Annotated in this window: 15 protein-coding genes and 1 pseudogene; 9 read left to right on the top strand and 7 right to left on the bottom strand. The window is 50.9% G+C overall.

Annotated features, from left to right (window positions below):
* The first annotated feature begins 358 nt into the window (after positions 1-358).
* Positions 359-5,581, top strand: a complete 5,223-nt coding sequence (locus MKY82_RS20135) for an S-layer homology domain-containing protein (protein ID WP_339294234.1) — start codon at positions 359-361, stop codon at positions 5,579-5,581.
* A gap of 102 nt (positions 5,582-5,683) precedes the next feature.
* Here MKY82_RS20135 and MKY82_RS20130 read toward each other — a convergent pair whose 3' ends face one another.
* The 3 genes from MKY82_RS20130 to MKY82_RS20120 form a co-directional block, all read right to left on the bottom strand.
* Entirely contained in the window at positions 5,684-6,637 is a 954-nt protein-coding gene (locus MKY82_RS20130; RefSeq protein WP_339218078.1) for a glycoside hydrolase family 43 protein, read from the bottom strand.
* Between the two features lie 290 nt (positions 6,638-6,927).
* On the bottom strand, positions 6,928-8,157 hold the full coding sequence (locus MKY82_RS20125) for an aminopeptidase (RefSeq protein WP_339218077.1): 1,230 nt from the start codon (positions 8,155-8,157) through the stop codon (positions 6,928-6,930).
* 126 nt (positions 8,158-8,283) lie between these two features.
* Positions 8,284-8,655 carry a MerR family transcriptional regulator gene (locus tag MKY82_RS20120; RefSeq protein ID WP_194543336.1) on the bottom strand — a complete coding sequence of 124 codons (372 nt, stop codon included), beginning with the start codon at positions 8,653-8,655 and terminating at the stop codon, positions 8,284-8,286.
* Between the two features lie 205 nt (positions 8,656-8,860).
* Between MKY82_RS20120 and MKY82_RS20115 the strand changes: the two are divergent.
* A pseudogene (locus tag MKY82_RS20115) lies at positions 8,861-10,449 on the top strand (MDR family MFS transporter).
* Positions 10,450-10,560: 111 nt separating this feature from the next.
* On the opposite strand, the gene MKY82_RS20110 reads toward MKY82_RS20115, so the two are convergent.
* From MKY82_RS20110 to MKY82_RS20100, 3 genes are all read right to left on the bottom strand, one after another.
* A complete protein-coding gene (locus tag MKY82_RS20110; RefSeq protein ID WP_113061135.1) occupies positions 10,561-11,382 on the bottom strand; it encodes a carbohydrate ABC transporter permease in 822 nt (273 codons plus the stop codon).
* A 16-nt stretch (positions 11,383-11,398) separates the two neighbouring features.
* Positions 11,399-12,358, bottom strand: coding sequence for a sugar ABC transporter permease (locus tag MKY82_RS20105; protein WP_071220399.1), 960 nt, complete (start codon positions 12,356-12,358; stop codon positions 11,399-11,401).
* An 81-nt stretch (positions 12,359-12,439) separates the two neighbouring features.
* Positions 12,440-13,696: an extracellular solute-binding protein gene (locus MKY82_RS20100; protein WP_339294233.1), complete on the bottom strand. Its 1,257-nt coding sequence runs from the start codon at positions 13,694-13,696 to the stop codon at positions 12,440-12,442.
* A 438-nt stretch (positions 13,697-14,134) separates the two neighbouring features.
* On the opposite strand from MKY82_RS20100, the gene yqeK reads away from it, so the two are divergent.
* The 7 genes from yqeK (at position 14,135) to MKY82_RS20065 (ending at position 23,817) form a co-directional block, all read left to right on the top strand.
* Positions 14,135-14,770 (top strand): bis(5'-nucleosyl)-tetraphosphatase (symmetrical) YqeK, encoded by a 636-nt coding sequence (yqeK, locus tag MKY82_RS20095; protein WP_339296702.1) that lies wholly within the window; start codon positions 14,135-14,137, stop codon positions 14,768-14,770.
* Between the two features lie 22 nt (positions 14,771-14,792).
* Positions 14,793-15,524: a metallophosphoesterase family protein gene (locus tag MKY82_RS20090; RefSeq protein WP_194543332.1), complete on the top strand. Its 732-nt coding sequence runs from the start codon at positions 14,793-14,795 to the stop codon at positions 15,522-15,524.
* A 288-nt stretch (positions 15,525-15,812) separates the two neighbouring features.
* Positions 15,813-17,243 carry an SWIM zinc finger family protein gene (locus MKY82_RS20085; RefSeq protein WP_339294232.1) on the top strand — a complete coding sequence of 477 codons (1,431 nt, stop codon included), beginning with the start codon at positions 15,813-15,815 and terminating at the stop codon, positions 17,241-17,243.
* Positions 17,244-17,269: 26 nt separating this feature from the next.
* Complete coding sequence (locus MKY82_RS20080) at positions 17,270-19,132, top strand: HEAT repeat domain-containing protein (RefSeq protein ID WP_339294231.1); 1,863 nt, start codon at positions 17,270-17,272, stop codon at positions 19,130-19,132.
* A 15-nt stretch (positions 19,133-19,147) separates the two neighbouring features.
* Positions 19,148-20,251, top strand: coding sequence for an AAA family ATPase (locus MKY82_RS20075; RefSeq protein WP_339294230.1), 1,104 nt, complete (start codon positions 19,148-19,150; stop codon positions 20,249-20,251).
* Entirely contained in the window at positions 20,248-22,602 is a 2,355-nt protein-coding gene (locus tag MKY82_RS20070; RefSeq protein ID WP_339294229.1) for a DUF5682 family protein, read from the top strand. The genes MKY82_RS20075 and MKY82_RS20070 overlap by 4 nt, the downstream gene beginning before the upstream one ends.
* Positions 22,603-22,605: 3 nt before the next feature.
* On the top strand, positions 22,606-23,817 hold the full coding sequence (locus MKY82_RS20065; protein ID WP_339294228.1) for a VWA domain-containing protein: 1,212 nt from the start codon (positions 22,606-22,608) through the stop codon (positions 23,815-23,817).
* Positions 23,818-23,964: 147 nt separating this feature from the next.
* On the opposite strand, the gene MKY82_RS20060 is transcribed toward MKY82_RS20065, so the two are convergent.
* A complete protein-coding gene (locus tag MKY82_RS20060; RefSeq protein WP_339294227.1) occupies positions 23,965-24,141 on the bottom strand; it encodes a hypothetical protein in 177 nt (58 codons plus the stop codon).
* Positions 24,142-24,319 lie beyond the last annotated feature (178 nt).

The following is a 24,319-nucleotide window of genomic DNA, read 5'->3' as shown; positions in this document are numbered from 1 at the left end:
TTAAACGCCATGCCGGTTTCGTTTGTGGATCTTGAGATATGGATGCTTACTTAAGATATAGTGATGAAGGTCTGTTCGGATATTATCCTATTTTACTAGAAGGCTAGCTGATTTCCGGGACTTGCGTATCATTTATCAGATTTTACATAAAGTGGTTTAAAAAACGAAGGGAATATGCAATTATTGATCTTAGGAGGTGACGTGCTAAATGGATCTCTCAAGGGAATAGCCTAAATCTGATAGAGTGAGGGATTTGATATTGAAAGCGCTTTAATTAAAATTTGGAGATCCCATGGAGACCTGGAGAATTGGGAAACTGAATTGATTGTTCAAAAAATCATTTCTAGGAGGTTTTCCATTGTCTAAGATCGTCCTGAATCGATGTATATCCTGCTTCTTGATCCTCTGTATCGTGTTGACGGCCTCGTTTACCGGTTTCGCAGGACAGGCTTCAGCCCAGTCATCCACCGCGTCTACCAACGTGCCTGAACTCCTGATCACCGAGCTTGTTCCTGATTCCACGAATGTAGGAACCGCCGACGGATATGAATTTATTGAAGTATATAACAATACCGATCAAGACATCGATTTCAGCCATTACAAAATTCGTTATCGTTACTTGGAGAGTGATACCCTTTGGGCTCATGTACCCGATGAGGTGAAGATTCCATCCAGAGGCACGCTGGTGTTCTGGATCATTAATGCTCAGAACAGCAAATCCACGATTGCTGATTTTAATAAAAACTACGGCACCAACCTGATTGAAAACACCGATGTTGTCAAAATATTCTCAGGCGGCATGTCCAATTCACGCATGCGGGAGCTCGTGGTTGTAACAAATACCGGCCGTCCGATCGTGTCCGCATTTTACAATGACGGGGAGGTTCATAACAAAGCCGATCAGGGGATTTTCTATAAGTATCCCGAAGATGGCAGCCTGAAGATGCAGCGGATCTCCCAGCTGGAGCATAAGGCTACGCCGGGTTCGCTGCAGCATTCCGAGGTGCCTGCGGTGCCGGTACATATTGATGTGACCAAGGAACCATCGGTCACCAACCGGACGACAACGACCAATGTGGAGCCGGGCGAAAATCTGGAGATTACGGCAGAAGCGCACGATGATCGTATGGTTACTTCACTTGCGCTATCTTATCGTGTCGATGGACAGAACGATTACAAGGTTGTACAGCTTCAGGAAGGGAAGCAAGGCCTTCGTCATACGATTTCTTATCTGGAGCTGTTGGGACACAACAAGCTGGAGTACTTTTTCACGGTATCCAATACCTTTAAGAAAGTAGAGAGTCCTAAATATGAAGTCGACCTCACGGGGAACGGGGCCAGCGCCAGCCTGAATGTTGACGATCAACAGACCGTCACCGGGATAACGTATATTCGGGGTGCGGCAGACGGGGCAGAGCCTGCGGATCTCGAGCTTCATATCGACGGGCAGCCGGTTCAAGGTTCAGCCGTTATGGAGCATTCCGCTTATTTTGTTTTTGAAGGCGATGGTATTGACGATGGGATCAACACGGTGACCGTAGGCAAGAACGTTCTGTTCAAGACCGAGCCGAATATTGACGGTTATCAAACCATCGTTGTCCCCGTCGAACCGCAATGGCTGACAAGCGGCACAAACGAAATTACCCTGCGGGCCGGCGATAATGAGAAGACCTATTTCGAGGATGACAAGCCGACGGGGAATATGGATGATTTTAATGTCCGCAACGTACGGCTGTTGTTAGGAGACGGAACAGAAATCCGGGATCCGCAATTTAGCGATCCTGCGCTTATTCATGACCTAGGGGACGATGGACGGTTTCTGCCATTTGTAACGTTTCAATTTGATATTTCTGCCGATAAGGTAAAAGCCCTCTCTTACGCATGGGATACCACGACGGTTACAGACGGGCAGCACAAGGTTGATTTGCATGTAAAGGGTAAGTCTGAAGCAATGGCCAACATTCAGGTAGATAACAATGGACCCGAAATTAACGTGACTGTTGAAGAGGGCAAGAGTTATAAGGGAAGCATTCCCATTGATGTGACTGCACAGGATAGCGTATCCGGCGTTGAACAGGTGGAGGTACTGCTAGATGGTCGAGCCATCCAGGTGCCATACGATACTTCATCGTCCGAGCTTGAACCAGGCGTCCATAAGCTGGACATTCGGGCAGTGGACAAGATTGGCAACATCTCGGAACGTACGGTAACGTTTAACACCGCACCGGAGCATCCGAATGCACCCGAATTGGTCTCACCAGCAGATATGGAGAGCGGAACCGGGTTATCGCCGGAGCTTAAGGTTCAAGTCAGCGATCCATCGGATGACGAGCTTGAGGTCTCCTTCCACCAGGCATATCCGTATCATGCATTAAGTGGCGATCGGGTAAAGTTATCCAAGAACGCCTCGGATGAAGAGCCTCCTAAGGATAGGTTCCCGGCTGGCGAAACCGCGCTGACCGAAGAGGAATTGAAGCTGGTAGCTGAATCCAACGATCAATATGTCACGGTGGATTCCACGTCCCAGTTCCCTTATATCCGGTTTGAGGTAGAGCTGGAGCATGCCGTGGAGCCGGGTGACCGCGTTGAAGTTACTTGGGAAGGACATACGGTGTCGGGCCGCAAGGTCACGATGTATGCGTGGAACCACAACCTGAACAAGTGGACAGAGATCACCAAACATATTGCCCAGTCTGAAGATGATTTTACCCTTCGAGGCGAACTGTCGGCAGCAGACTACGTACAAAACAGCAAAGTGGATGTCATTGTACAGGATGAAATCCCTTCACGTGGAGATTATGACTACACTTTTGTTTGGGTATCGGATACCCAATTCTTAACGGAGCTGTACCCGCATATTCAGCAGAAGCAATTCAAATGGATTGTCGATTCCATCGATGATATGAACATCAAATATTTGTTCCATACCGGTGATATCGTGAACGACCCGACAGCTGAGTATCAATGGAAACGTGCCGATGATTACATGAAGATGCTGGAGGATGCAAATCTGCCGCATGGCGTGCTCGCCGGAAATCATGATGTGGGAAGCTACGATTGGGACTACACGACCTACAGTCAATATTTCGGGGAGAACCGTTACAAGAATCAGCCATATTACGGAGGTTCCTACAAGGACAATCGCGGACATTATGACCTTGTATCCGTTGAAGGCAACGACTTTATCATGATGTATATGGGATGGGGCGTTGAAGACGAGGACATAAAGTGGATGAACGAGGTTCTCGCAGAATATCCGGACCGTATCGCATTTCTGAATTTCCACGATTACATGCTCGCGAACGGAACTCGTTCCGGTATAGGCAACAAATTGTACAAGGAAGTTGTCGTACCGAATCCCAACGTGGTTGCCGTTCTAAGCGGCCATTACACGGGAGCCAGTCTGCTTAAAAATGAATTGGATGATAATGGTGACGGTACTGCAGACAGAACCGTATATCAGATGCTGGCAGACTATCAAGGACATGCCGATGGCGGGAGTGGTTACTTGAGACTGCTGCATTTTGATAAGGATAGCAATCAGATTTACGTGAATACGTACTCTCCTTATCTGGACAAGTACAATTATTATACGAATGGCTCGGATGAGTTCAAGATGAATCTGGATCTTGAACCGAAATTAAAGCGGGTAGCAACGGATTCGATCCAAGTGAATCATCTGAGAGGAGAGTCCATCGGTACGCCGCAGAACGTAGCTAGCGGCACTGAGGTTGTTCAGCAATGGGCAGGACTGCAATCCGATGGAACTTATTCGTGGTATGTCGTCGCACAAGACAAATTCGGGGGGAGAACCCTTTCGGATGTGTGGACATTCACGACAGATGGCGGGAATCCAGGCGCTCCGACCAACCTGAAAGCACTGAATGTGACATCGTCAACGGTTCAAATCGGTTGGGATCCCGTGAGCAGTCCAGACCAACAAGCGATGAATTATAATGTATATCAGGACGGAGAGCGCGTAGCAACGGTCACGGATAGCGTATATGAAGCGACGGGACTGACCCCGGACACGCTGTATGAATTCAAAGTAACCGCCGTGGACAAGCAAGGCACGGAATCGGCTCCGAGTGAGATATTAACGGTCGTCACTCAAGCCGTAGACATTCCGGGAGCGCCAGTGTGGACAGCCGGGGAGCTTGAATTTTCGAACATCACATCAGACGCTGTATCCATGAGCTGGCCGGAAGCGACCGCAGATGATGGCGTGGATGGATATCGTGTATATCTGAAAGGGCAGAGTGAACCGGTTGTTACCGTGACAAATGATGTGTATTCGCATACCGCTTCCGGTTTGGTTCCTGACACCCGATATCATTTTACCGTGAAAGCCTATAACGCTGCGGGAGAGAGCGCCGGACTTCATAAGTCGGTTACAACGCCGGCAGCAGCAGTAGACAAGAGCGAGTTAATCGGATTAATCGCATCGGCACAGCAAAGGCTTGACGAAACAAAGGAAGGCACATCGCCGGGGCAGTATCCGGCAGAAGCAAGGTCTGCACTCCGTGCTGCCATTGAAAGAGCCAGCGCCATAGCGCAGCAGGATCAGGCAACAGCCAAGGAAGTACAAGCTGCGATCAGCGTTCTGCAAGCCGCGATCCGTACCTATAACGCTTCGGTGGTACCTTCAACGGAGAACCCGCCATCATCGGGATCAGAGTCGGGATCGGGATCCTCTGGAGACCATGTATTATCTGGAGACAACCGTTTAAAAGGACTCGAAGTGATCATCGGCGGCAAAGCAGCGGAACTCACCCCTGCATTTAATGAGAATACGACAGAGTACCGACTTGAGACGGAAGCCGAATCCGTGCAGCTCCGTGTGGATGCGGCGCATAACAAGGCAACAGTCCTTCTGGGGGAAGAATCCCTGAAGAAGGATCAGGTTATCGAGCTGAAGGAAGGGGATAACCTGTTGAAGCTGGTGATTCGGGCTGAGAACGGAACGACCCGAACTTACCAGTTAACCATTCATCGTAAGGCGAAGCCGGGGACCGAAGAACCGAAGCCGGAGCCAAAGCCAGTGATGTTAACCGACATCGCGGGACATTGGGCTTCGTCGGCGATAGAGGAAGCCGTTCAGCTCGGTATCGTTGACGGCTATCCGGATCATACCTTTAAGCCGGACCGGCAAGTAACACGCGCTGAATTTATGGTGATGATGTTCAAAGCATTGAATGGACAAGGGGATGCTGGGAAGCTGAATTTCAAAGACAGTTCCCTCATCGGAACCTGGGCGCTTAAAGCGATTCAATGGGCTTTATCCGAAGGTATTGTGAAGGGATATCAAGATGGCACATTCAGACCGAATCAACCTGTCAACCGTTCTGAAATGGCGGTCCTGATCACACGTTATTTGGGCCTTTCCTTACCAGAAGCAGAAACGGAATTCCTTGATCAGAAAGCCATTCCGGCTTGGGCAGAGAAGGAAATCGCTGCCGCCACCGCGGCTGGCATCGTGAATGGGCGCTTAGGTAACCGGTTCGCCCCACGGGAATCCGCGACCCGGGCGGAAGCCGTCATGATGATTCTTCGTATGCTGGATATCATGGAGAAGAAGTAAGAAATAAGAACGGAAGAGAGGCTGACACTAGAGCTGGAGCTTTAGTGTCAGCCTTTTTCGGGTGGATGTCTAAGGAAGATTCATATTATGGGTATGGAGCAGTCAATAAGTGGGCCAGCCCTGGGAATCCCAGTTCAAATCATTGATGAGCAGCTTCGGCGTGCCGTTATCGGTTGCGTCATACGCATGTCTAATAATGAGGTTATTATAGACATCCTGATGTCCGGGACCTTTCCACACTGCATTCCCGCTGTCCATAATCGTGCCGCCGCCATTCAACATGCTGGTACCGTTCTTGTCCACGTATGGACCTGTTATGCTGGTGGAACGGCCGTAAGCGATTTTGTAGGTGCTGTTGACCCCTTGGCAGCAGGAATCGAAGGAGGCGAACAGATAATAGTAACCGTTTCTATATACGATGGTAGGCGCTTCAACGGCACCTCCGTTGTTCGGGCGTGAGGCAATGGAATACAGGTTTCCGGTCGGTTTCATTGTATTTGCATCAAGCCTGGTCAGCTTGAGTCCGCTCCAGAATGAGCCGTAGGCCAGCCACGGATTGCCGTCCTTATCGATTGTCAGCGTCGGATCAATCGCATTGTAATTATTGGAGGAGGTCGTACGCGTGACGAGACCGTCATCTCGCCAATTGCCGGAGGAGATGCTGGTCGTGGAAGCCAGGCCGATAGCGGATGTGTTGGAGCCGAAGGAGGAGATCGAATAATAGAGCCAGTAGCGGCCGTTGAAATATTCAATATCGGGCGCCCATAGATCGTTGGTGCTTTGGTTTGGTACATAGGTTTTCCACCAGGACAGCGGGGAAGCAAATACCTGGTTCGATCTGGACCAGTTCGTGCCGTTGGTCGATTTCAGCAGTTGGATGCCCTGACCGGTAGAGAAAGTGTACCATGTGTTTCCTTCCTTGATGATGGTTGGGTCATGTACAACAATATCGCCGCTCAGGTTCCAGAATGCACCAAAAGCGGACTGCGTGCCTGCTGTGCATAAACTGATGGCAAGCAAAAGCGAGATAAGCCATTTCCCTTTTTGTTTCATCATTGTTCTCTTCCCTTCATTGTGAAATGGGCATTGCTAATCCGTGCAGCGCCTATCTTTTCCCGGATCACCTCCAACATCTTGCGATATTAATTCATAATTATGTGAAATGTTTTATGTTATATTAAATTATAAAAGCGCTTCCAATATAAGTAAAGTAAAAAAAATCGACTTCGTTTATTTCTTTTTAAATCAGCACAAAGAGTTACGGATATTAGTAAAGCCCCGCGAATTCCCGCAGGGCTTTGTTTCAAGTATACAGCTGTGAATCTGAACACGGATCTAGAGTGTAGTTAAACCCATCGTCCACCGCGAAATACAGGTTCAATCGTGCCGTCAGCCAGCACGCCATCAATGTCCAGCTCGGCCGATCCGATCATGAAATCAACATGCGTCAGACTGACATTGGCTCCGCGAGCTATAAGTTCTTCCTTGCTCATTTTGGTACCGCCCTCGATATTGACAGGGTAGGCGCTGCCCAGCGCAAAATGGCACGATGCATTCTCATCGATACCGGTGTTATAGAAGACACGGTTCAGCTGGGAAATTGGCGAATCATGCGGTACGAGTGCCATTTCTCCCAGATAAGACGCGCCTTCGTCCGTTTCCAGCAGTGTTGTGAGATGCTCCCGCCCGGATTCGGCTTCATACTCGACAACCTTGCCGTCCTTGAACGTGAGCTTCATGCCCTCCACCAGGCGGCCGTTTAGATTAAGCGGCAGCGTACTCGTTACGGTTCCGTTCACGCCTGTACGGTGAGGCATCGTGTAGATTTCTTCGGTCGGCATGTTCGCCACGAAATATACGCCGGCTTCATTCTCGTCGCCGCCGCCGAGCCAGAGATACCCTTCCGGCATGTCCACGCGCAGATCCGTTCCAGGCGCACGATAGTGGAAGCCTTTATAGCGTTTGGCATTCATGTGGTTCTGGCGCAGCTTCAGCTGAGCTATATGATCCCGCCAAGCGGCAACCGGATCTTCACTGCCCACCCGGTTCATCTGGAATACCGCATCCCACATGGCTTGAATCCGATCCTCTTCGGGAAGATCCGCGAATACCTTATCGGCCCAGGCACGGGTAGGGGCTTTAATGAGCGACCAGCTGATTTTATTGTTGCGCACGTAAACCTGGTATTTCTCGTTGGCTACGGCAGCGGCTTTTACGGCTGTAGATACTTTGGTCGAATCAATGCCGCGGAACAGCTCCGGATCCGGGACCTTAATGCGCAGAATGGCTCCTCCGCCTTCGGCTAGCTGCTGCATGGCGTCGGCCTGCCACTGCGGATAATAACCGAAGGAGTCAGCGGGTGCTTTCTCGTAGCGAATGCGAGTGATTCTCTCATCTTCCCAGTCGACTTGCACATATTTGGCACCTGCATCGTATGCCTTGGCCACGATGCGGCGTGTCAACTCTACGGTTTCGATTGGAGCATTGACGATCAGCACTTGGCCTGGCTGAATGTTTACGCCTACCTTAACGACCAGCTCCGCGTATTTCTCCAAATTTTTCTCGAAATTGTCCATATGTAGATTTCCTCCATTTCAGATGTACACCTTTATTTTAACACGTTAAGGAGGTATGCAGATAACGGATCTCATCATCGAAAAGAACGGCCCCGAGCATCATGACGCTCGGGGCCGCGTATGTCGTTAGACGGGGACCTGGTTCTTTTTCTTCATCGTAAGGGAAATTTGCCGCTCAAGCAGCCTTTTCAACTCATGGAGAGCAGCGATCTGACCATCCACATGACTTAACTTCTCTTGGTAAATGGACAGCATTTCCTCGCAGTACTCGTAATCATCTGGAGAAGAGATTTCCCCTTTGAATAAAGCTCTGATTTGATCCGTCGTTAATCCCAGCTTCAAATACAATTGAATCATTTTAACCCGCTCGATGGCAGATCTGTCGAAATGACGGTAATCGTTCTCAAGCCTGTGGGCTTCAAGCAGGCCTTTTTGTTCATAATGCCGGATGGAGCGTGCACTGACCTGACTGATTTGTGATAATTCACTGATCTTCATTCCACATGAACCTCCTTCATGAGTTGGATATCCCGATTATACGCTACCAGGGATGAGTGCATAAAGTCTCTGGGCTGTATTTATATGTATTTTGAAAAAAAGAGGAATCGGGGATAAAAGTGTGACAGTCACCTGTCATACTTTCTGAATTACAATGACGACAGTAAAGAAGAAGGAAACCCACTTAGAAGGAGTGTATGAGAACTTGAAGACACAATCAACCAACAAATTACCCATCGTGCTTGCCGGCCTGCTGCTCGGCATATTAATGGCCTCCATGGACAATACGATCGTAGCGACCGCTATGGGGAATATCGTCGGGGAGCTAGGAGGACTTGATCATTTTGTATGGGTGACCTCCGCTTATATGGTCGCTGAGCTTGCGGGAATGCCGATCTTCGGCAAGCTGTCCGACATGTATGGGCGCAAAAAGTTTTTTGTATTCGGGATGATTGTATTTATGCTGGGTTCCGTAATGTGCGGTACGGCGAACTCCATTACGGAACTGGCGCTATATCGTGCCGTGCAAGGTATTGGTGGCGGTGCGCTCATCCCGATTGCATTCGCGATTATGTTCGATACGGTTCCCCTCGAGAAAGCGGGGTAAGCTTACCGGGTTATTCGGAGCCGTGTTCGGATTATCCAGCATATTCGGACCGCTCGCAGGTGCGTATATTACCGATCAGATTACATGGCAGTGGATATTCTATATTAATTTGCCAATCGGCATCGTGGCTTTCATGATGGTAACGCTGTTCTATAAAGAATCGCATGAACGCTCCAAACAGCCGATTGATTGGATGGGCGCCACTACGCTCCTGACAGGCGTGATCTGTTTCATGTTTGCTTTAGAGCTTGGCGGCAAGCAGTTGGCGTGGAATTCCTGGATTATCCTGACGTTGTTTGCTGCGGCGTTTGTCATGCTGGTCCTCTTCGTGCTTGCGGAGAGAAGGGCGGAAGAACCGATCATTTCGTTTCGTTTGTTCAAGAATAAACTCTATACCTCCAGTGTGCTGTGCGGCTTATTCAGCGGAGGATCCTTCATCGTGGCTTCCGTGTATATTCCAATCTTCATTCAAGGCGTACTTGGCGGAAGCGCAACGAACTCGGGGCTCGTCCTGCTGCCAATGATGGTGGGTTCGGTCATCACGGCTACGGTGAGCGGTTTTCTGATGAGTAAAATATCGTATCGTAACATCATGATCCCGACGCTTGTCCTGTTCACGGGAGGGATGGTGCTTGCTTCGACACTAACGGCGGAATCCAGTAGGTTCATCGTAACCCTGTACATGGTGCTGATCGGGCTTGGCATCGGCGGCTCGTTCTCCGTGCTGAGTACTGCCGTGATGCATGGTTTATCCTATAAGCAGCGTGGAATGGCGAGTTCTACCTTTTAACTTTACGCGGTCGCTTGGGCTGACGATTGGGATTACGGTGTTCGGGTTGATACAGAGCCGATCCTTTGCCGGTTCCTTATCCTCGGGATCGAGCGTGATGAACACCGAGTCGCTGCCTGAAGGATTCGATCTCAAGGACCCTCACATCTTATTGGCGCCGGAGACGAGGTCGCTGATTCCGGCCGAGCTGCTCAAGCCGATCTCGGACTCGCTTGCTTCCTCCATTGCGGCTACGTTTGCTTGGGCTATCGTTCCTGCAGCGTTAGCGCTTGCGGCAGCCACGTTAATGGGGCGCAAAAAGTTGGATGAAACAGCGGAGTTAAAGCGGGAGACGGTCGTTGGTTCAGAAGAGGAGAGTGAAACTCCGGACAATGAGAAGCTGGCGATGGTGCCGTAATGGTTGCGGTATGGCTGTATGATCTGGGGTAAAATAAAAAGAAAAGGCTGCTTTTAACAAATAAGAGGGTATCCCAATAGATCTAAGATCTTTTGGGATACCCTTTTGCCGTTAACTCTTAATGGCACCTGCTGCAATATCGGAAATGAATTGCTTGCTGATGAACAGGAACAAAACGATCAGCGGAATGACGGCGAGCAGCGTACCGGCAATGACCATCGAATAGTCGGTCGTGTATATTCCGTTCAATGAGGAAAGCGCAACCTGCAGGGTGAATTTGTTCTCATCATTTAGAATAATTAGCGGCCACAGGTAGTCATTCCATACGCCGATGAACGTGAAGGCAGCCAGGAACGATAGGGCGGGACGCAGAATCGGCAGCGATATATTCCAGTAGAGGCGGAAGAATCCGCAGCCGTCGATTTTGCCTGCATCCAGCAGCTCCGAGGGCACCGACTCCTGTGCATATTGCCTGATCCAGAAGATCCCGAAGGCGTTTACCATTCCGGGAATGATCAGCGCCTTATAAGTTCCTACCCATCCGAACTCTGCCATAATGACAAAGGAGGGTACCAGGGACAGCTGGGCCGGCGCCATCATGGTAGCCAGCAGCAGCACAAACAGCCATTTTTTGCCCGGGAAATGGAATTTGGCGAACGTGAATCCGGCCAGGGAATCAAAGAATAAGACTAACAGCGTACAAGCGGAAGCCACGAACAGAGTATTCCAGAAGGCGCCGAAGAAATCAATGCTGCTCAGCACCCTCGACACGTTATCAAGCAAGTGAGGACCGAACCATAGTTTCGGAGGAAAGCTGTAAATATCCGAAGTGGTTCGGGTTGCCATGACAAGCAGCCAATAGAAGGGGAAAATCGACAGCAGCAGTCCGGCGATTAACCCGATGTGAAGGAATATGGATTTCCATTTGAACATACGATTCACCCCCATTTCAGTCATTGGACGGACTGCCCTGCACCATTTTCCAGTTCACGATGGAAAAGATCGCTATGAGCAGGAACATTCCCCAGCCGACGGCAGCGCCATATCCGAAATAGTTATTCACGAAGGCTTCACGGTACAGGTAGAGGACGATGGTCATACCGCCGCCGCTGACGCCACCATCATTGCCAACAAGCACCTGCGGTTCGGTGAAGATCTGCATGCCGCCGATGGTCGAGGTAATGACCGTGAAGAGAATGATGGGCCTAAGATTGGGAATGGTGATTTTGAAAAAGGATTGAATGCCGGAGGCTCCGTCGATCTTGGCTGCTTCGTACAGGACGGTCGGGATGCTCTGAAGCCCGGCAAGATAGATAATGGCGTTATACCCTGCCCATCTCCATATGACCATGACCGAAATGGCGAGCTGTATGCCCCATGTCTTATTCAACCACTCGATGGAGTTCAGGCCGAGCAGGGACAGCATATAGTTGAGAAGGCCGTAATTGTTCGAGAATACGGTGCCGAACACGATGGCAACCGCCACGAGTGAGGTGACGTTCGGCAGGAAATAGCCGATCCGGAAGAACGTGCGGAACCGGACAAATGATGCATTAAGCAGGAAGGCAACGACCAGCGCGATAAACAGCATCGGTATCGTGGAGTAAATCCAGATGAGCAGCGTGTTGCCGACGGCTCTCCAGAATTCCGGATCGGTGAGCATGAATTGGTAGTTGCCCAGCCCGTTATAGGTCATCTCCCCGATGCCGTCCCATTTCTGAAAGGACAGGAACATCGAGAAGGCAATCGGGAAAAGGCCGAATATGGCAAATAGAATGTAAAATGGGGAGATCGCCAAATATTCTTTGCGGTGTTTCCATATCTGTGCAGACAGTCGGTCTTGAGATTTCGGATGTTTAGGAACAGGCTTCTGTTCCACGGGCGTGCGATTCAGCATTGGATTATCCATCGTACTGTACCTCCTGTAGCGGTTGGTATTTAAGTACTCCTAACAATCGGAAAGCCATACCTCGCAAAACAAGAACCTTGGTCAGCGCAGGAGTTCTTTTTTGACTCTGGCCAGCGCGTCTGCCCAGGCTTTATCAGGATTTTTGCCCTGGAGCGCAACGGATGACAGCTCTCGATTGACAATGCCGTTTACATTAGCGAATTTACCACCGAAATAAGCAGGTTTGACGTTACGCGCAGATTCTGAGAACACCTCGCCAGTTGCCTGATTCCCGAAAAATTCCTCGGGCTCCTTCATCACGGGGGCATCCAGCGCGTCTTTGGCGGAAGGGAAGAGGTTGATTTTCTTAAAGGAGTGAACCTGATTTTCCGGACTCTGAATATATTTCATCACTTCAAATGCTTCTTGCGGATATTTACTCGTCTTCATAATGGCCAGGAAGGAGCCGCCATTGTTGCCGTCCCCGCCAGGGGCGCGTGCTACTCTCCACTTGCCGCTGGTATCCGGCGCCGCCTGCATCAATATTTCCTTCATCCACACCGCACCGACAAAGGAAGCGACCCGTCCATTGTTCATGGCGGCATTCCATTCGGAGGAAGACGTATTGGCGTTGGCGCTTAGCTTCATCTGGGAAGCCTTCACCGCCGTATCCCACGCCGTTTTCATGGAGGACTTGGGAGTTTCGCCGATAAACGTATTGTCCTCGGCAAAATATATGCGTTCAGACTGAGCATTCATTTGCGTGTAAATGTTGGTGATGTTGTCGAGCATTTTCACTTTTTGATCAAAATGCTCCTGCAGCTTCTGCCCGGCTTCGAAGTATTGATCCCACGTGCCAAGCTGCGCGTGTACCTCTTCCGGTTCGGTTGGCAGCCCGGCTTCCCCGAACAAATCGGCCCTGTAATATAGGGCCGTTGGCCCCGTATCGATCGGAAGGGCAATCATGGTGCCTTCCGGGGTAACGCCAAGCTTCCATTTCCAATCAAGGAAATCCGGCTCAATATCCTTGGCGCCCAGCTCATACAGATCGTAGAAACGGTCCGAGCTCGTAAACAGCTCTGCCACCCAGTCGTTAAAAGCGACGATGTCCGGTCCTCCGGAACCGGCCGCCAGCGTTGTCTTTAGCTTCGATTTGAAGTCGCCACCGATTTTTTGCGCATCGATTCGAATCCCCGGGAATTCCTTTTCAACAGACTTAATCAGCTCATCGTCCAGGCTTCGGTTCCAGTACCAGAGTGTAAGCGTTTTCGTTTTTTCAGTGGAAGCATTTCCCGTGCAACCACTGATGATCATAACAAGAATCAGTAACCCCAAGCTAACCATCCTGCGTGTATTCACTATCGTCAGCCTCCTAACGTGGTGAAGTCGGTGATGCTTAAATCTTATTCAGTTACCAAGCTCGCGTGAGTAAAATATATGATTACGTTAATAAACATTAGACTAAAAATCGAAACATTCCATATTAAGGAATAATAAATGGACAAACCGGGGGCCATATCACGGATCGATCAATTCTTTCCTAATATATCATTGCTTCCTCCTTCCAATAGGTTCGTTATGTCTTACTCAACGTTGATATCCCGCATCATCTGCACGAATGGGTTTGGTCGATGATGCGTAGAATCGGATGACCTCCTTTCTTTGACTTTCTTGTATAATAGCTTCAAACTATTCTCAGTATAAGTTAATATTGTATGGAAAATGAAGTGCTAGATTGGTAAATTCAAGGAATTGGGTGAGGTGAAAAGAGTGAATGACCCGCGTAAGCATCGCTTGATGATCAGCTCCTACCGTGAGCTTGGGGGACACGATCTCACCGGAAATCTTAGAAATGACGTGGTCCGCTTTCTGCAGAAACACCAATGCCTAAAAACAGCAGAGCATGTGCTTAAAGTGGGGGAGGAAGCCCGCAGAATTGCAATTCTCTATGGTGCCGATCCGAACGCTGCTGAATATGCCGGGTATCTGCATGATATTAGTGCCGTTTTTCCGAATCATGTCCGCATTCAAGTATCCCGTGAGATCGGTTTGGAAGTATTGCCCGAAGAAGAGTTATTTCCCATGATCGTCCATCAGAAAATATCGGCATATATGGCTGAGGATTTGTTCAAGATTACAGAACCGGAAATATTGAACGCTGTTGGTTGCCATACGACGTTGAGATCCAAGGCTTCTTTGCTAGACAAGGTACTGTTCGTCGCTGACAAATTGGAATGGGATCAAACGGGAATCCCCCCGTATTCAGAGGAGGTTACGGACCAGCTGCAAATCTCGCTGGATCATGCGGCATTCGAATATATTCAATACTTATGGAATCGACGTGAATTGCTGAAGGTAGTCCATCCCTGGCTTCGAGACGCATATGATGAATTAAGGGATTCACTTAGCCATAACCACAGCAATTCGAAATAAACGAAGCTTGGAGGCGGGTTCATTGACGCAAATTGCATTGATCTCCGACATTCACGGAAACATCCCTGCGCTGGAAGCCGTTCTGAAGGATATCAGACAGCGCAGAATCGAAACCATCTACTGCCTGGGCGACTTGATTGGCAAGGGCCCGCACGGAGATATCGCGGTTGATATGGTGAGAACCCATTGCCAGCATGTCATCAAGGGGAATTGGGACGACTTTATAGGTAAGGAAACCGATGATCCGGTCCTCCTATGGCATCAGCATAGACTCGGAAGCGAGAGGCTTCAATATCTTGCCGATCTTCCGTATATCCTTGAGTTCATGATGAGCGGTAAATGGATCCGGTTGTTTCATGCATCGCCCCGCAGCGTGTACGAGCGAATACAACCATGGGATGGCCAGGAGAAGCTTGAAACCTTGTTTCACAGTTCCCCGCTGGGCGGGGATCCGAGAATCGCGGACGTTGCTGGTTACGGGGATATTCATAATGCATATCACCAGCATCTGGACGGGAGAACGCTATTTAATACCGGCAGCGTTGGCAATCCCCTTGAAATGCCTGAGGCCTCCTATGTCATTTTGGATGGAATCTATGACAGCGAAGATCCGGCTCCTCTCAACATTCAATTTATTCGCGTGCCTTACCCTATTGAACAAGCCGTACAGGATGCCCTGGAATCCGGCATGCCTTTCCCTGAAGAATATATTCTCGAGGTTAGAACAGGGCGGTATCAAGTAAGAAAAGATTAATGACGATATCGATTTCTGAAGAGCCGGTTATGCCGGCTCTTTTTTTTAGAGATAAGAAAGCATAAACTTCCAAGGCGTAGCATCCTTATCTCGCAAGAAAAACTTCCGCTTAATGCAGTTTCCTTTATCATCCAATAAAGGATGAGGATGATTGAGTAAATAGGAATGAGTGTTCTTAAATAGGTCTTAAGAAGGGTAGGGAGGGAGGCCCAGATTCGATATGATTAAAAGTAGTGGATAATTTTGCTGTGCATGACCGGCAGCGACTTGATTTAGGAGGGTATGAGTTTGGTTGAGATTACAGAGTCATGGATCGATTCGCAAGCACCGAATAGCGCGGCCATAAAGAATGGGCAGGGTCTTGTCAAAAAAGGACGGTTTCTGCAGCTCCATCATACGGTGGATCATGCCGTACTTTTCGGCACATGTGCTGGCAGCGGAAGTTCCGATTACCAGCCGTCCGCTGATTTTGCGGTACCGGATAAGCCGGTTATGCGGTGTACTTGCCCGAGTCGGCAGTTTCCGTGCAAGCATGTGCTTGGTCTGCTCTATGCGTATGCAGGCGGAGCATCGTTTACACCCGCTGAGGTGCCGGAGGATTTGGCCGCCAAACGGGAGAAAGCGGAGAAGCGGGAAGAGCGTAAGCTCAAAGAAACAACCGAAGGGGCAGCGCCCAAACCGAAGAAGGTCAACAAATCGGCATTAAAAAAGAAAATCAATGCGCAGCTGGAGGGCCTGGACGTATTAGAGAGGCTGATCCACTCGTTGATCCGGAACGGATTAGGAACATTGGATAAAAAGGAACAAAAGCTGATCCAGGAACATGTAAAGCAGATGGGCAACTATTATTTATCGGGTGCTCAGTCGGAACTTCGCCGCCTGGCGTTGGTGCTGTCAGACAAAGACCAGGAGAAAGCTTATACATATGCGGTGGGGCAGCTTGCTGTTATGAACGCAATCATTAAAAAAGGCAGACAATACCTGACTTCAAAGCTTGAGGATCCGGATATGGCGCTGGACCATGAGTCGACGATTGAGGAATGGCTGGGGCACGCCTGGCAGCTGACGGAGCTGCAAAGCTTCGGACTCGCAAGTGAAGAGGCGGAGTTGATACAGCTTTCCTTTCTGAGTTATGCCGACGATGCACGGCTGGAGCATGTGGATATCGGATACTGGATTCAGAAGGACAGCGGCGAAATTCACCGAACGATTCAGTACCGTCCCTATAAGGCCGCCAAGCTTATGCGTGAGGAAGACAGCTTTTTCGAAAAAGCCCGAGTCCCAGTGCTTTATCGTTATCCGGGGGATATGAACCGACGAGTCCGCTTTGAAGAGATGGCTTCAATTCCGTTGACAGCGGAGGATTTCGTTTGGATTCACGAATATGCGGCGAACTCTTATGCTGACGCAGTTAAAAAGGTGAAGAACCAGCTGAAAAATCCGCTGGCTGACAGCCATCCCGTGATGCTGCTACATGTTTCCCGGATCAGCCGGAACGACGAAGGTCAGTACGCCATCACGGATGAAGCCGGACAGTCGATTGCCCTTGGCGACGTATTTTTACAGTCGACGGTCCCGATGCTGCGGTATTTGCCGGAGGAGAAGCTGAGCGGCGTCTCCATGCTGGTTATGTTTGAGCACAGCCTGACGACGGGCCGACTCTTGGCGCAGCCGCTGACCCTTGTTACGAATAACGAAATCATCCGGCTGTTGTACTGAGCAGGGATAACGAAGGAGGAACGACCATGAGTACGGCATTACTGCAGGAGCTTAACCAGGAGGTTAGGCGTTTATATATTGCCGGCAGCGAACTCGCAGCCGGCGACTTTCGCCTCAAGAGGCTGCTGCCGCAGTTTCAGCAGCTGGGAGAGCGCGCTCCCGTGTTCAAGAGATTGGGTGAAGGGATCAGCGCTTTAATCGAACCGGAATCCGGGAAGGAGACTTCATCGGCTCAGCTGCTTCAGGATTTGAACCAGCTGCTGAGCTCCGTGCTGCATACACAAGGAACAACAGCCCCTGAAGGAGAGCTCCATCCGGTAGACCATCATTCGGTTTCACTGTCATCTAATTTATCCTTCCGCAAGCTTTCCGCTGTACAGACAGCGCTGACTACAACGGGCGGCGGCCGTTACGAGATCATAGAAGAAGCATGGAAGGAGGGCTTGTTCCGTGATTTCCGGCTGGTATACCTTGCGATTGAAGCGTTGAATGACCCTTATGTGGAGATTGGCGAGCTAGCGGCCAATGAGATCTTGCCGTCGTATGGACCGGAAATCCTTCCATTTCTAATGGAAAGCTTTAATCCCGCGGGCGGAAAGTCGGAGTCGCGCAAGCTGAAGGTGATGGCCCAAACTGGCGGCAGGGAAATAGCGGAGCTGATCCGACAAGCAGCCGAGATCGGCAGCGATGAGGTGAGGTGCATGGCGATCAAATTGCTTGCCCGCTACGAAGAGTATGAAGCTGATCTGATGGAATGGAGTAATAGTAAGAAGAAAGTTATCCGCGAAGCCGCATACGACGCGCTTGCAGAGAACGGTTCGGAGCAGGCTGTGGAGCGATTGTATGAAGCCGCTCAAGGAAAAGACCAAGAGCTGGTTAACCCTGCCCTTGGCAAATGCCGCTCCGCCTTGTTGACGGATTGGCTTGTACGAGACATGTCCGCCGAGCTTCAAGCGGTTTCCGAATTTCAGGATGACAAGTCAAAGCTGGAGGAGAGCTGGAGCAAGGTGAAGCGCTGCTTGTGGGCACTGCACGATAAACAAAGTTCTGCTCTCGAAGACCTGTACCGGAACGTGCTTCAGCAGTATTCCTTATATATCAAGTCTTTGGGCTGGGCATACCTTATGAATGAAGCGGTCATTTACATGAATCGTGTAGATTCCGAGGAAGCCAGGGAACTGCTTCGCCAAAACGCGGAGAACGATTTGGAGCAATACAGACATAGCAGCTCATATGTCCGCGAGGTATTCCAAAAAGCCGCGCGCGTGCTGCCGCCGGACCGCGTATATGAACAATACAAGGACGTTCTGCTGCAAGGTTTCGGCTCTTCGTCGCTTGGCAACGCGGCCAAGGAACGAAAAAGGCTTCTGGACACCCTGTCAGATATGGTTATCCATAGGCAGTATAAACCGTATGAGGAAGTTATGCCGTTTACGGGGAAGGAAAGTTACACGTATTACGTGGAAATGCTTCCGCAGGAGCAGCTGCAAGCAAGCTGGGATGACAGATGGCTTGAGCTGTTTATCGAGCAGGATGAGCTTGCGCTGGTAAGCGCGTTCGCCCGCCGGGGACATCACGGAGCCGAGTCGTATTTACTGGCGAAACTGAAGAACTCGCCGGAATTCCGCAACCGTTTTGCCAATTTGATCATTATGGGGCTTGTTCGCTCCGGCATGAAGGATGAGGCGTTATTTGAAGCGATCGTGGTCGCACTGGAGGATAAGCGCAATCAGGACTGCTACATGATTGAACCTTTTATATTCAAGCAGCTTTGCCGATTACCGGCAATGTATTATGATCGCGTTCTTGCGGTGCAAGGCAACTTTCGGGACAACGCCGAGGATCAGCTTCGTTACATCCTCCGGATGATGAAGGAGCAAGAAAATTAAAGGAGTGAATAGCCCATGGCAGCTGGACAAGAGCAATTACAAGATATCATGCGGCAGCCCGCGGAATTACTGTTCCGTCACGAGCTGGAAGCATTGCGTAAGGAGGATTCGGGAAACATTCCAGCCGGATGGCAGATGTCGCCTCAATCCGTACTCAAATTCATTGTTGGCGGCAAGGCAGGCAAAACGGAAATCACGCCTAAATATATCGGGAACAAGCGGCTGATCGAGATGGCGGTCGCTACCTTGGTCACCGACCGTGCTCTATTATTGATCGGGGAACCAGGTACAGCCAAATCCTGGCTGTCCGAAAATTTGGCCGCAGCGATCTACGGGAATTCCGGTCTCGTCGTTCAGGGAACGGCAGGAACGAGTGAAGAGCATGTCCGTTATTCCTGGAACTATGCCATGCTGCTCGCTCAAGGCCCGACTCCCGAAGCGTTGGTGCAGAGTCCGATCATGCGGGCGATGGAAGCGGGAGGGATAGCCCGCTTCGAAGAGATTTCCCGCTGCGCCTCCGAGGTACAGGATGCACTGATCTCCATTTTGTCGGAAAAGACGATATCGGTGCTTGAGCTCGGTAAAGAAATGAACGCGCGGAAAGGATTCTCTATTATCGCCACTGCAAATACAAGAGACCGCGGGGTCAATGAGATGTCCACTGCGCTCAAGCGCCGTTTCAATATTATCGTTCTTCCCGCTCCAGCGGATCTGAATACCGAAATTGAAATCGTAAAGAAACGGGTGTCGGAGATTGCCTCCTCTTATGATCTGCAGGCTGCTGCTCCCGCAGATGAAGCACTGCTTAAGGTCGTGACGATCTTTCGTGAGCTGCGCAGCGGCATGACGCTGGATAAAAAGGAAAAGGTGAAGTCCCCGGCCGGAGTGATCTCGACGGCTGAAGCGATATCGCTCCTGACGAACAGCATGGCGCTGGCAGCGAGCTTTGGCAGCGGTGAGCTGACGGACGAGGACTTGGCAGCGGGACTTCAAGGGGCGATTGTGAAGGACGATGATAAAGACCGGCTCGTATGGAAGGAATATCTTGATAACATTATGAAAAAACGCGGAGCGGAGTGGCGGGGCTTATATAACGCATGCAAGGAGATCAACCAGTGAATGCTGCCGGCATACATGTTTTTGGAGTTCGGCATTTGTCGCCCGCCGGTGCGAAGCATGTACTGGACTTTCTGGATGAGATTAATCCCACGGCCGTGCTCATCGAAGGGCCGTCGGATGCAAGCGGGGAAATACGGAATCTGACTCAGGCAACAACCAAGCCGCCGGTAGCCATATTGGCGTTTACCGAAGAACTGCCCGTACGAACGATTCTGTGGCCTTTTGCGGTATACTCCCCGGAATATCAGGCCATGAGATGGGCGCAGAAGCACGGAGCTTATGCCGCATTTATCGACCTGCCCTCATCTGCTGCCGTCTGTCTGCAGGATCTGCGCCGCAGCTCGGATGACGAAACGCGCGTGAAAGAACTTGAAGGCGAGGAACTTGGTTCCGACTCGGTACCAGCTGGACCGATGGACGAAAGTCGGCCGGACGAAAAATCCCTATATGAGCGGATTGCCGAGCTTGCCGGTGAATACGATTACGATATGTACTGGGAGCGGAGCTACGAGCATAATTTGAGCGAAGGATCTTACCGGCAATCCATATCGGCTTTTTCCATGGAGATGCGAGAGCTGTCGGAGGAGAAAGAGCGGCGGGAGGATACTGTGGAATACGCCTACAATGCCGTCCGGGAGTCGTATATGCGCCGCCAGATTGTTGAAGCGATTGCGGCCGGGCATGACCCCGAGCGCATCGTAGTCGTGTGCGGGGCTTATCATGTCTCGGCCCTTCGCGATTTGTCCAGCCCGATGAGCGACGAGGAATTGAATCAGCTTCCTTCCCGGATAACCAAGCTGACGCTTATGCCATATTCCTATTATAAGCTGTCGTCCATTTCCGGTTATGGTGCCGGGAATATCGCTCCCCATTATTTTGAGATGATGTGGGAACGAATGCAGGAGGGTTCTCTGGCGGAATTGCCGCATCATTATTTATCCATGGTGGCGGGCTCGATGAGAAAGAACGGCACCCACCGCTCCACGGCGGAGGTGATCGAAGCCGTCCGGCTGGCGGAGTCGCTGGCAGCGCTCCACGGGGGCAGTCTCCCGACACTTCGGGATATGCGGGATGCGGCCCAGACACTGCTAGGGCGCGGCGAGCTTGCGGTCGTGGCTGAGGAGCTTGCACGTGTGGAGATCGGCACGGCGATCGGCGAGCTGGCGGAAGGCGTCAGCCAGACCCCGATCCAGGACGACCTGAACCGCCAGCTGAAGAGGCTGAAGCTGGAGAAGTATAAATCGGTTGTAGCCAACGATTTAATATTGGATTTGCGCGAGAACCGGAGGGTAGCTTCAAAAGAGTCCGCGTATCTCGATTTGAACCGGTCCTTTTTGTTTCATCGCCTGAAGCTGCTGGGGATTGAATTTGTTAAGTCCAGACCCAGCGGGCAGGAGCAAGGAGCATGGGCGGAGCACTGGGTTGTGCAATGGACGCCGGAGGTTGAAATTCAGGTCGTTGAATCGACGCTGCTGGGTGAGACGGTAGAGGTGGCTGCCGCTTATAGGCTCCAGCAAAAACTGGCGGGCTGCAGTTCGATTGCCGAAGCCTCTGCGCTGATTCGTATCGCGTATGAATGCGGGATGATTCATCAGATGGAAGCGGGTCGGCAGACCCTGCAAAAGCTTGCTGTGGACAGCCGCGATGTCGTTCAGATTGCGGCAGCTTCCCGGGAGTTATCCGTGCTGATCCGTTATGGCGGGATCAGGCGGATGGATGCAGAGCCCCTTGTACCGCTGCTGCAGCAGCTCTTTATGCGCGCTTGCTTGTTTCTGCTCGATGGCAGCCAGTGCAGCGACGAGGTATCAGGCTCAATGATAACCGCCATGAATGAGCTGAACAGCGTCGCCTTGGAGCATGCGGAGCAGGTGGACCAGGAACTTTGGCTGCAAGAGCTCGGGCATTTGTCCGAAAGAGATGACCTGAACGCCCGTTTGTCGGGATATGCATGTGCGGTATTGATGGAGCGGAATGCGATTTCCGCCCGGCAGTGTGCCGAAGAAGTGTCGCGGAGATTATCCCCCGGCATTCCGGCCGATTTGGGGGCAGGATGGTTTGAAGGCTTATCGATGCGGAACCGGTATGCTCTTCTCTCGCGGTTAAGTCTGTGGGAGCAGCTGAATGAATACATCCAGTCCCTGGAGGATGATGAATTCACTCGTGCGCTTGTTTTTCTGCGCCGGGCGTTCAGCAGCTTTTCGGCGAAGGAGAAGACGATGATTGCCGAGCTGCTTGGCGAGCTATGGGGTGTGAATGCAGAGCAGGCTGCCGAGATTTTGACCGGCGATCTGAAGGAGGAAGAAGCGAAGATGATTGACGACTTGAATGATTTTGAATTTGAGGACTTTTAGGCGATGAGCTGCATACCGGAACCCAACCAAATATCGCGTTGGCGGCTCATTCTGGGCCAGTCGGCCGAACCTCAGCTAGCGGGCTATAACCCCGGGGGAAGCATACAGCTGTCGGAGGAAGAGATGATTATGGACCGTGCGCTGGCCGCGATTTATGATAATACGGACGGCGGGGCGGAAGCCGGAAGTGCGGCCGCGGGGCAGCGGGCAGCCGGGCAAGGAAAGTCCGCTCCCCGGCTTGCGCAGTGGCTGGGGGATGTCCGCTCCTTTTTCCCCGAAGACGTGGTGTCCATTATCCAGAATGATGCCATGGAACGAAAGGGCTGGAAGCAGCTGCTGTTTGAACCGGAGGTTCTGGCTACGGTCAAGCCGGATATACAGCTGGTTGGCACGCTGCTGTCGCTGAAAGGGAAGATTCCCGAGAAAACCAAGGATACGGCGCGCCTGCTGGTAAAGGCGGTTGTGGATGAGCTTGTCCAGCGTCTGCAGGAGGATATTCGCCGGGCTGTGACAGGGGCCTTAAACCGCAGACAGCATACACCGCTTCCTTCGCTCAGCGGTATTGACTGGAAGCGGACGATACAGCGAAATCTGAAAAATTATGATGCGGACCGCAAGCAGATCGTGCCGGAGCGTTTTTATTATTTTGACAGGGCAAGACGGAGCAAAGAATGGACCGTTATTGTGGATATCGACCAGAGCGGTTCCATGGCGGAATCCGTGATCTGGGCTTCCGTTATCGGATCCATATTTGCAAGCATCCCCTCGCTAGACACCCGTGTGGTCGTATTCGATACGGAGGTCGTTGACCTGACGGAGCAGTGTGCCAATGATCCGGTGGATATGTTATTCGGCATCCAGCTTGGCGGCGGAACGGATATTCATAAATCGGTCGCTTATTGCGAGCAGTTTATTGAAGAACCGAAAAAAACGCTGTTTATTATCATTTCGGATCTGTATGAAGGCGGCAATCAAGCCGGGCTGATCCGGCGAATGCGTGAACTGCGGGAAGCGGGAGTCAAGACGATGTGCCTCCTCGCATTATCCGACGAGGGAAAACCGTTCTATGATGAGCAGGTAGCCAAGCTGCTGTCCAGGGACGGAACACCTTGCTTTGCATGCACCCCTGCTCTTCTCCCGCAGCTGGTGGAAGGCGCACTGAAAGGGCATGATCTGGCCGAACTAGCGAAGGGGTTAGGCACCAAGGGGATATAAACGGAAGAATACGGGGCTCGGCTGGGTGTTCTTCTCTCATAAATGAAGTCTCGTGGTTGGTTCATTTAAACCACAAACCCGACACCTAAAAAGACCTCACGGACGATCCTGTGAACAACGGATCTTCCGTGAGGTCTTCTACTTGTATTATTGCTGGTTCTCGGAGCTATGACCAGCGTTTGGCTGCTGCTGTTGAAACACCTCGGCTGCTTCTTCGGCAGAAATCTCAGTGTCGAATTCACCTGGAATCGGCATTTTGTTCAATTTCGTGGTTTGAACTTCTGCTTTTGTCGGTTCGTTACTGTTCTGGCTTTGTGGGCTCATGTTGGTGGCACCTCCTTATCAAAGTACGTCTTCAGTATTTTGCCAACCATTCCCTAAAATTATACAGATATACAGCATTGGACGCTTGGCCTGATCCGTCAGAGTCAACTGTTCCTGATTCCATCGACAAATAATAAAATTGCATATTCAACGGATGCCTGTTTCTCTGCTATCATAG

Source organism: Paenibacillus sp. FSL W7-1279 (genome assembly GCF_037969845.1).
In the GTDB taxonomy this organism is placed as follows: Bacteria; Bacillota; Bacilli; order Paenibacillales; family Paenibacillaceae; genus Paenibacillus_AQ.
The sequence above is the reverse complement of the archived record's forward strand: the minus strand, read 5'-3'. Positions and strand labels throughout refer to the sequence as shown.

Bases quoted from the DNA above. Each gene is read 5' to 3' on its own strand.
- MKY82_RS20130 (WP_339218078.1), bottom strand. From the start codon at position 6,637: ATGATGAAACAAAAAGGGAAATGGCTTATCTCGCTTTTGCTTGCCATC.
- MKY82_RS20125 (WP_339218077.1), bottom strand. From the start codon at position 8,157: ATGGACAATTTCGAGAAAAATTTGGAGAAATACGCGGAGCTGGTCGTT.
- MKY82_RS20120 (WP_194543336.1), bottom strand. From the start codon at position 8,655: ATGAAGATCAGTGAATTATCACAAATCAGTCAGGTCAGTGCACGCTCC.
- MKY82_RS20110 (WP_113061135.1), bottom strand. From the start codon at position 11,382: ATGTTCAAATGGAAATCCATATTCCTTCACATCGGGTTAATCGCCGGA.
- MKY82_RS20105 (WP_071220399.1), bottom strand. From the start codon at position 12,358: ATGGATAATCCAATGCTGAATCGCACGCCCGTGGAACAGAAGCCTGTT.
- yqeK (WP_339296702.1), top strand. From the start codon at position 14,135: ATGATCAGCTCCTACCGTGAGCTTGGGGGACACGATCTCACCGGAAAT.
- MKY82_RS20080 (WP_339294231.1), top strand. From the start codon at position 17,270: ATGAGTACGGCATTACTGCAGGAGCTTAACCAGGAGGTTAGGCGTTTA.
- MKY82_RS20075 (WP_339294230.1), top strand. From the start codon at position 19,148: ATGGCAGCTGGACAAGAGCAATTACAAGATATCATGCGGCAGCCCGCG.
- MKY82_RS20065 (WP_339294228.1), top strand. From the start codon at position 22,606: ATGAGCTGCATACCGGAACCCAACCAAATATCGCGTTGGCGGCTCATT.
- MKY82_RS20060 (WP_339294227.1), bottom strand. From the start codon at position 24,141: ATGAGCCCACAAAGCCAGAACAGTAACGAACCGACAAAAGCAGAAGTT.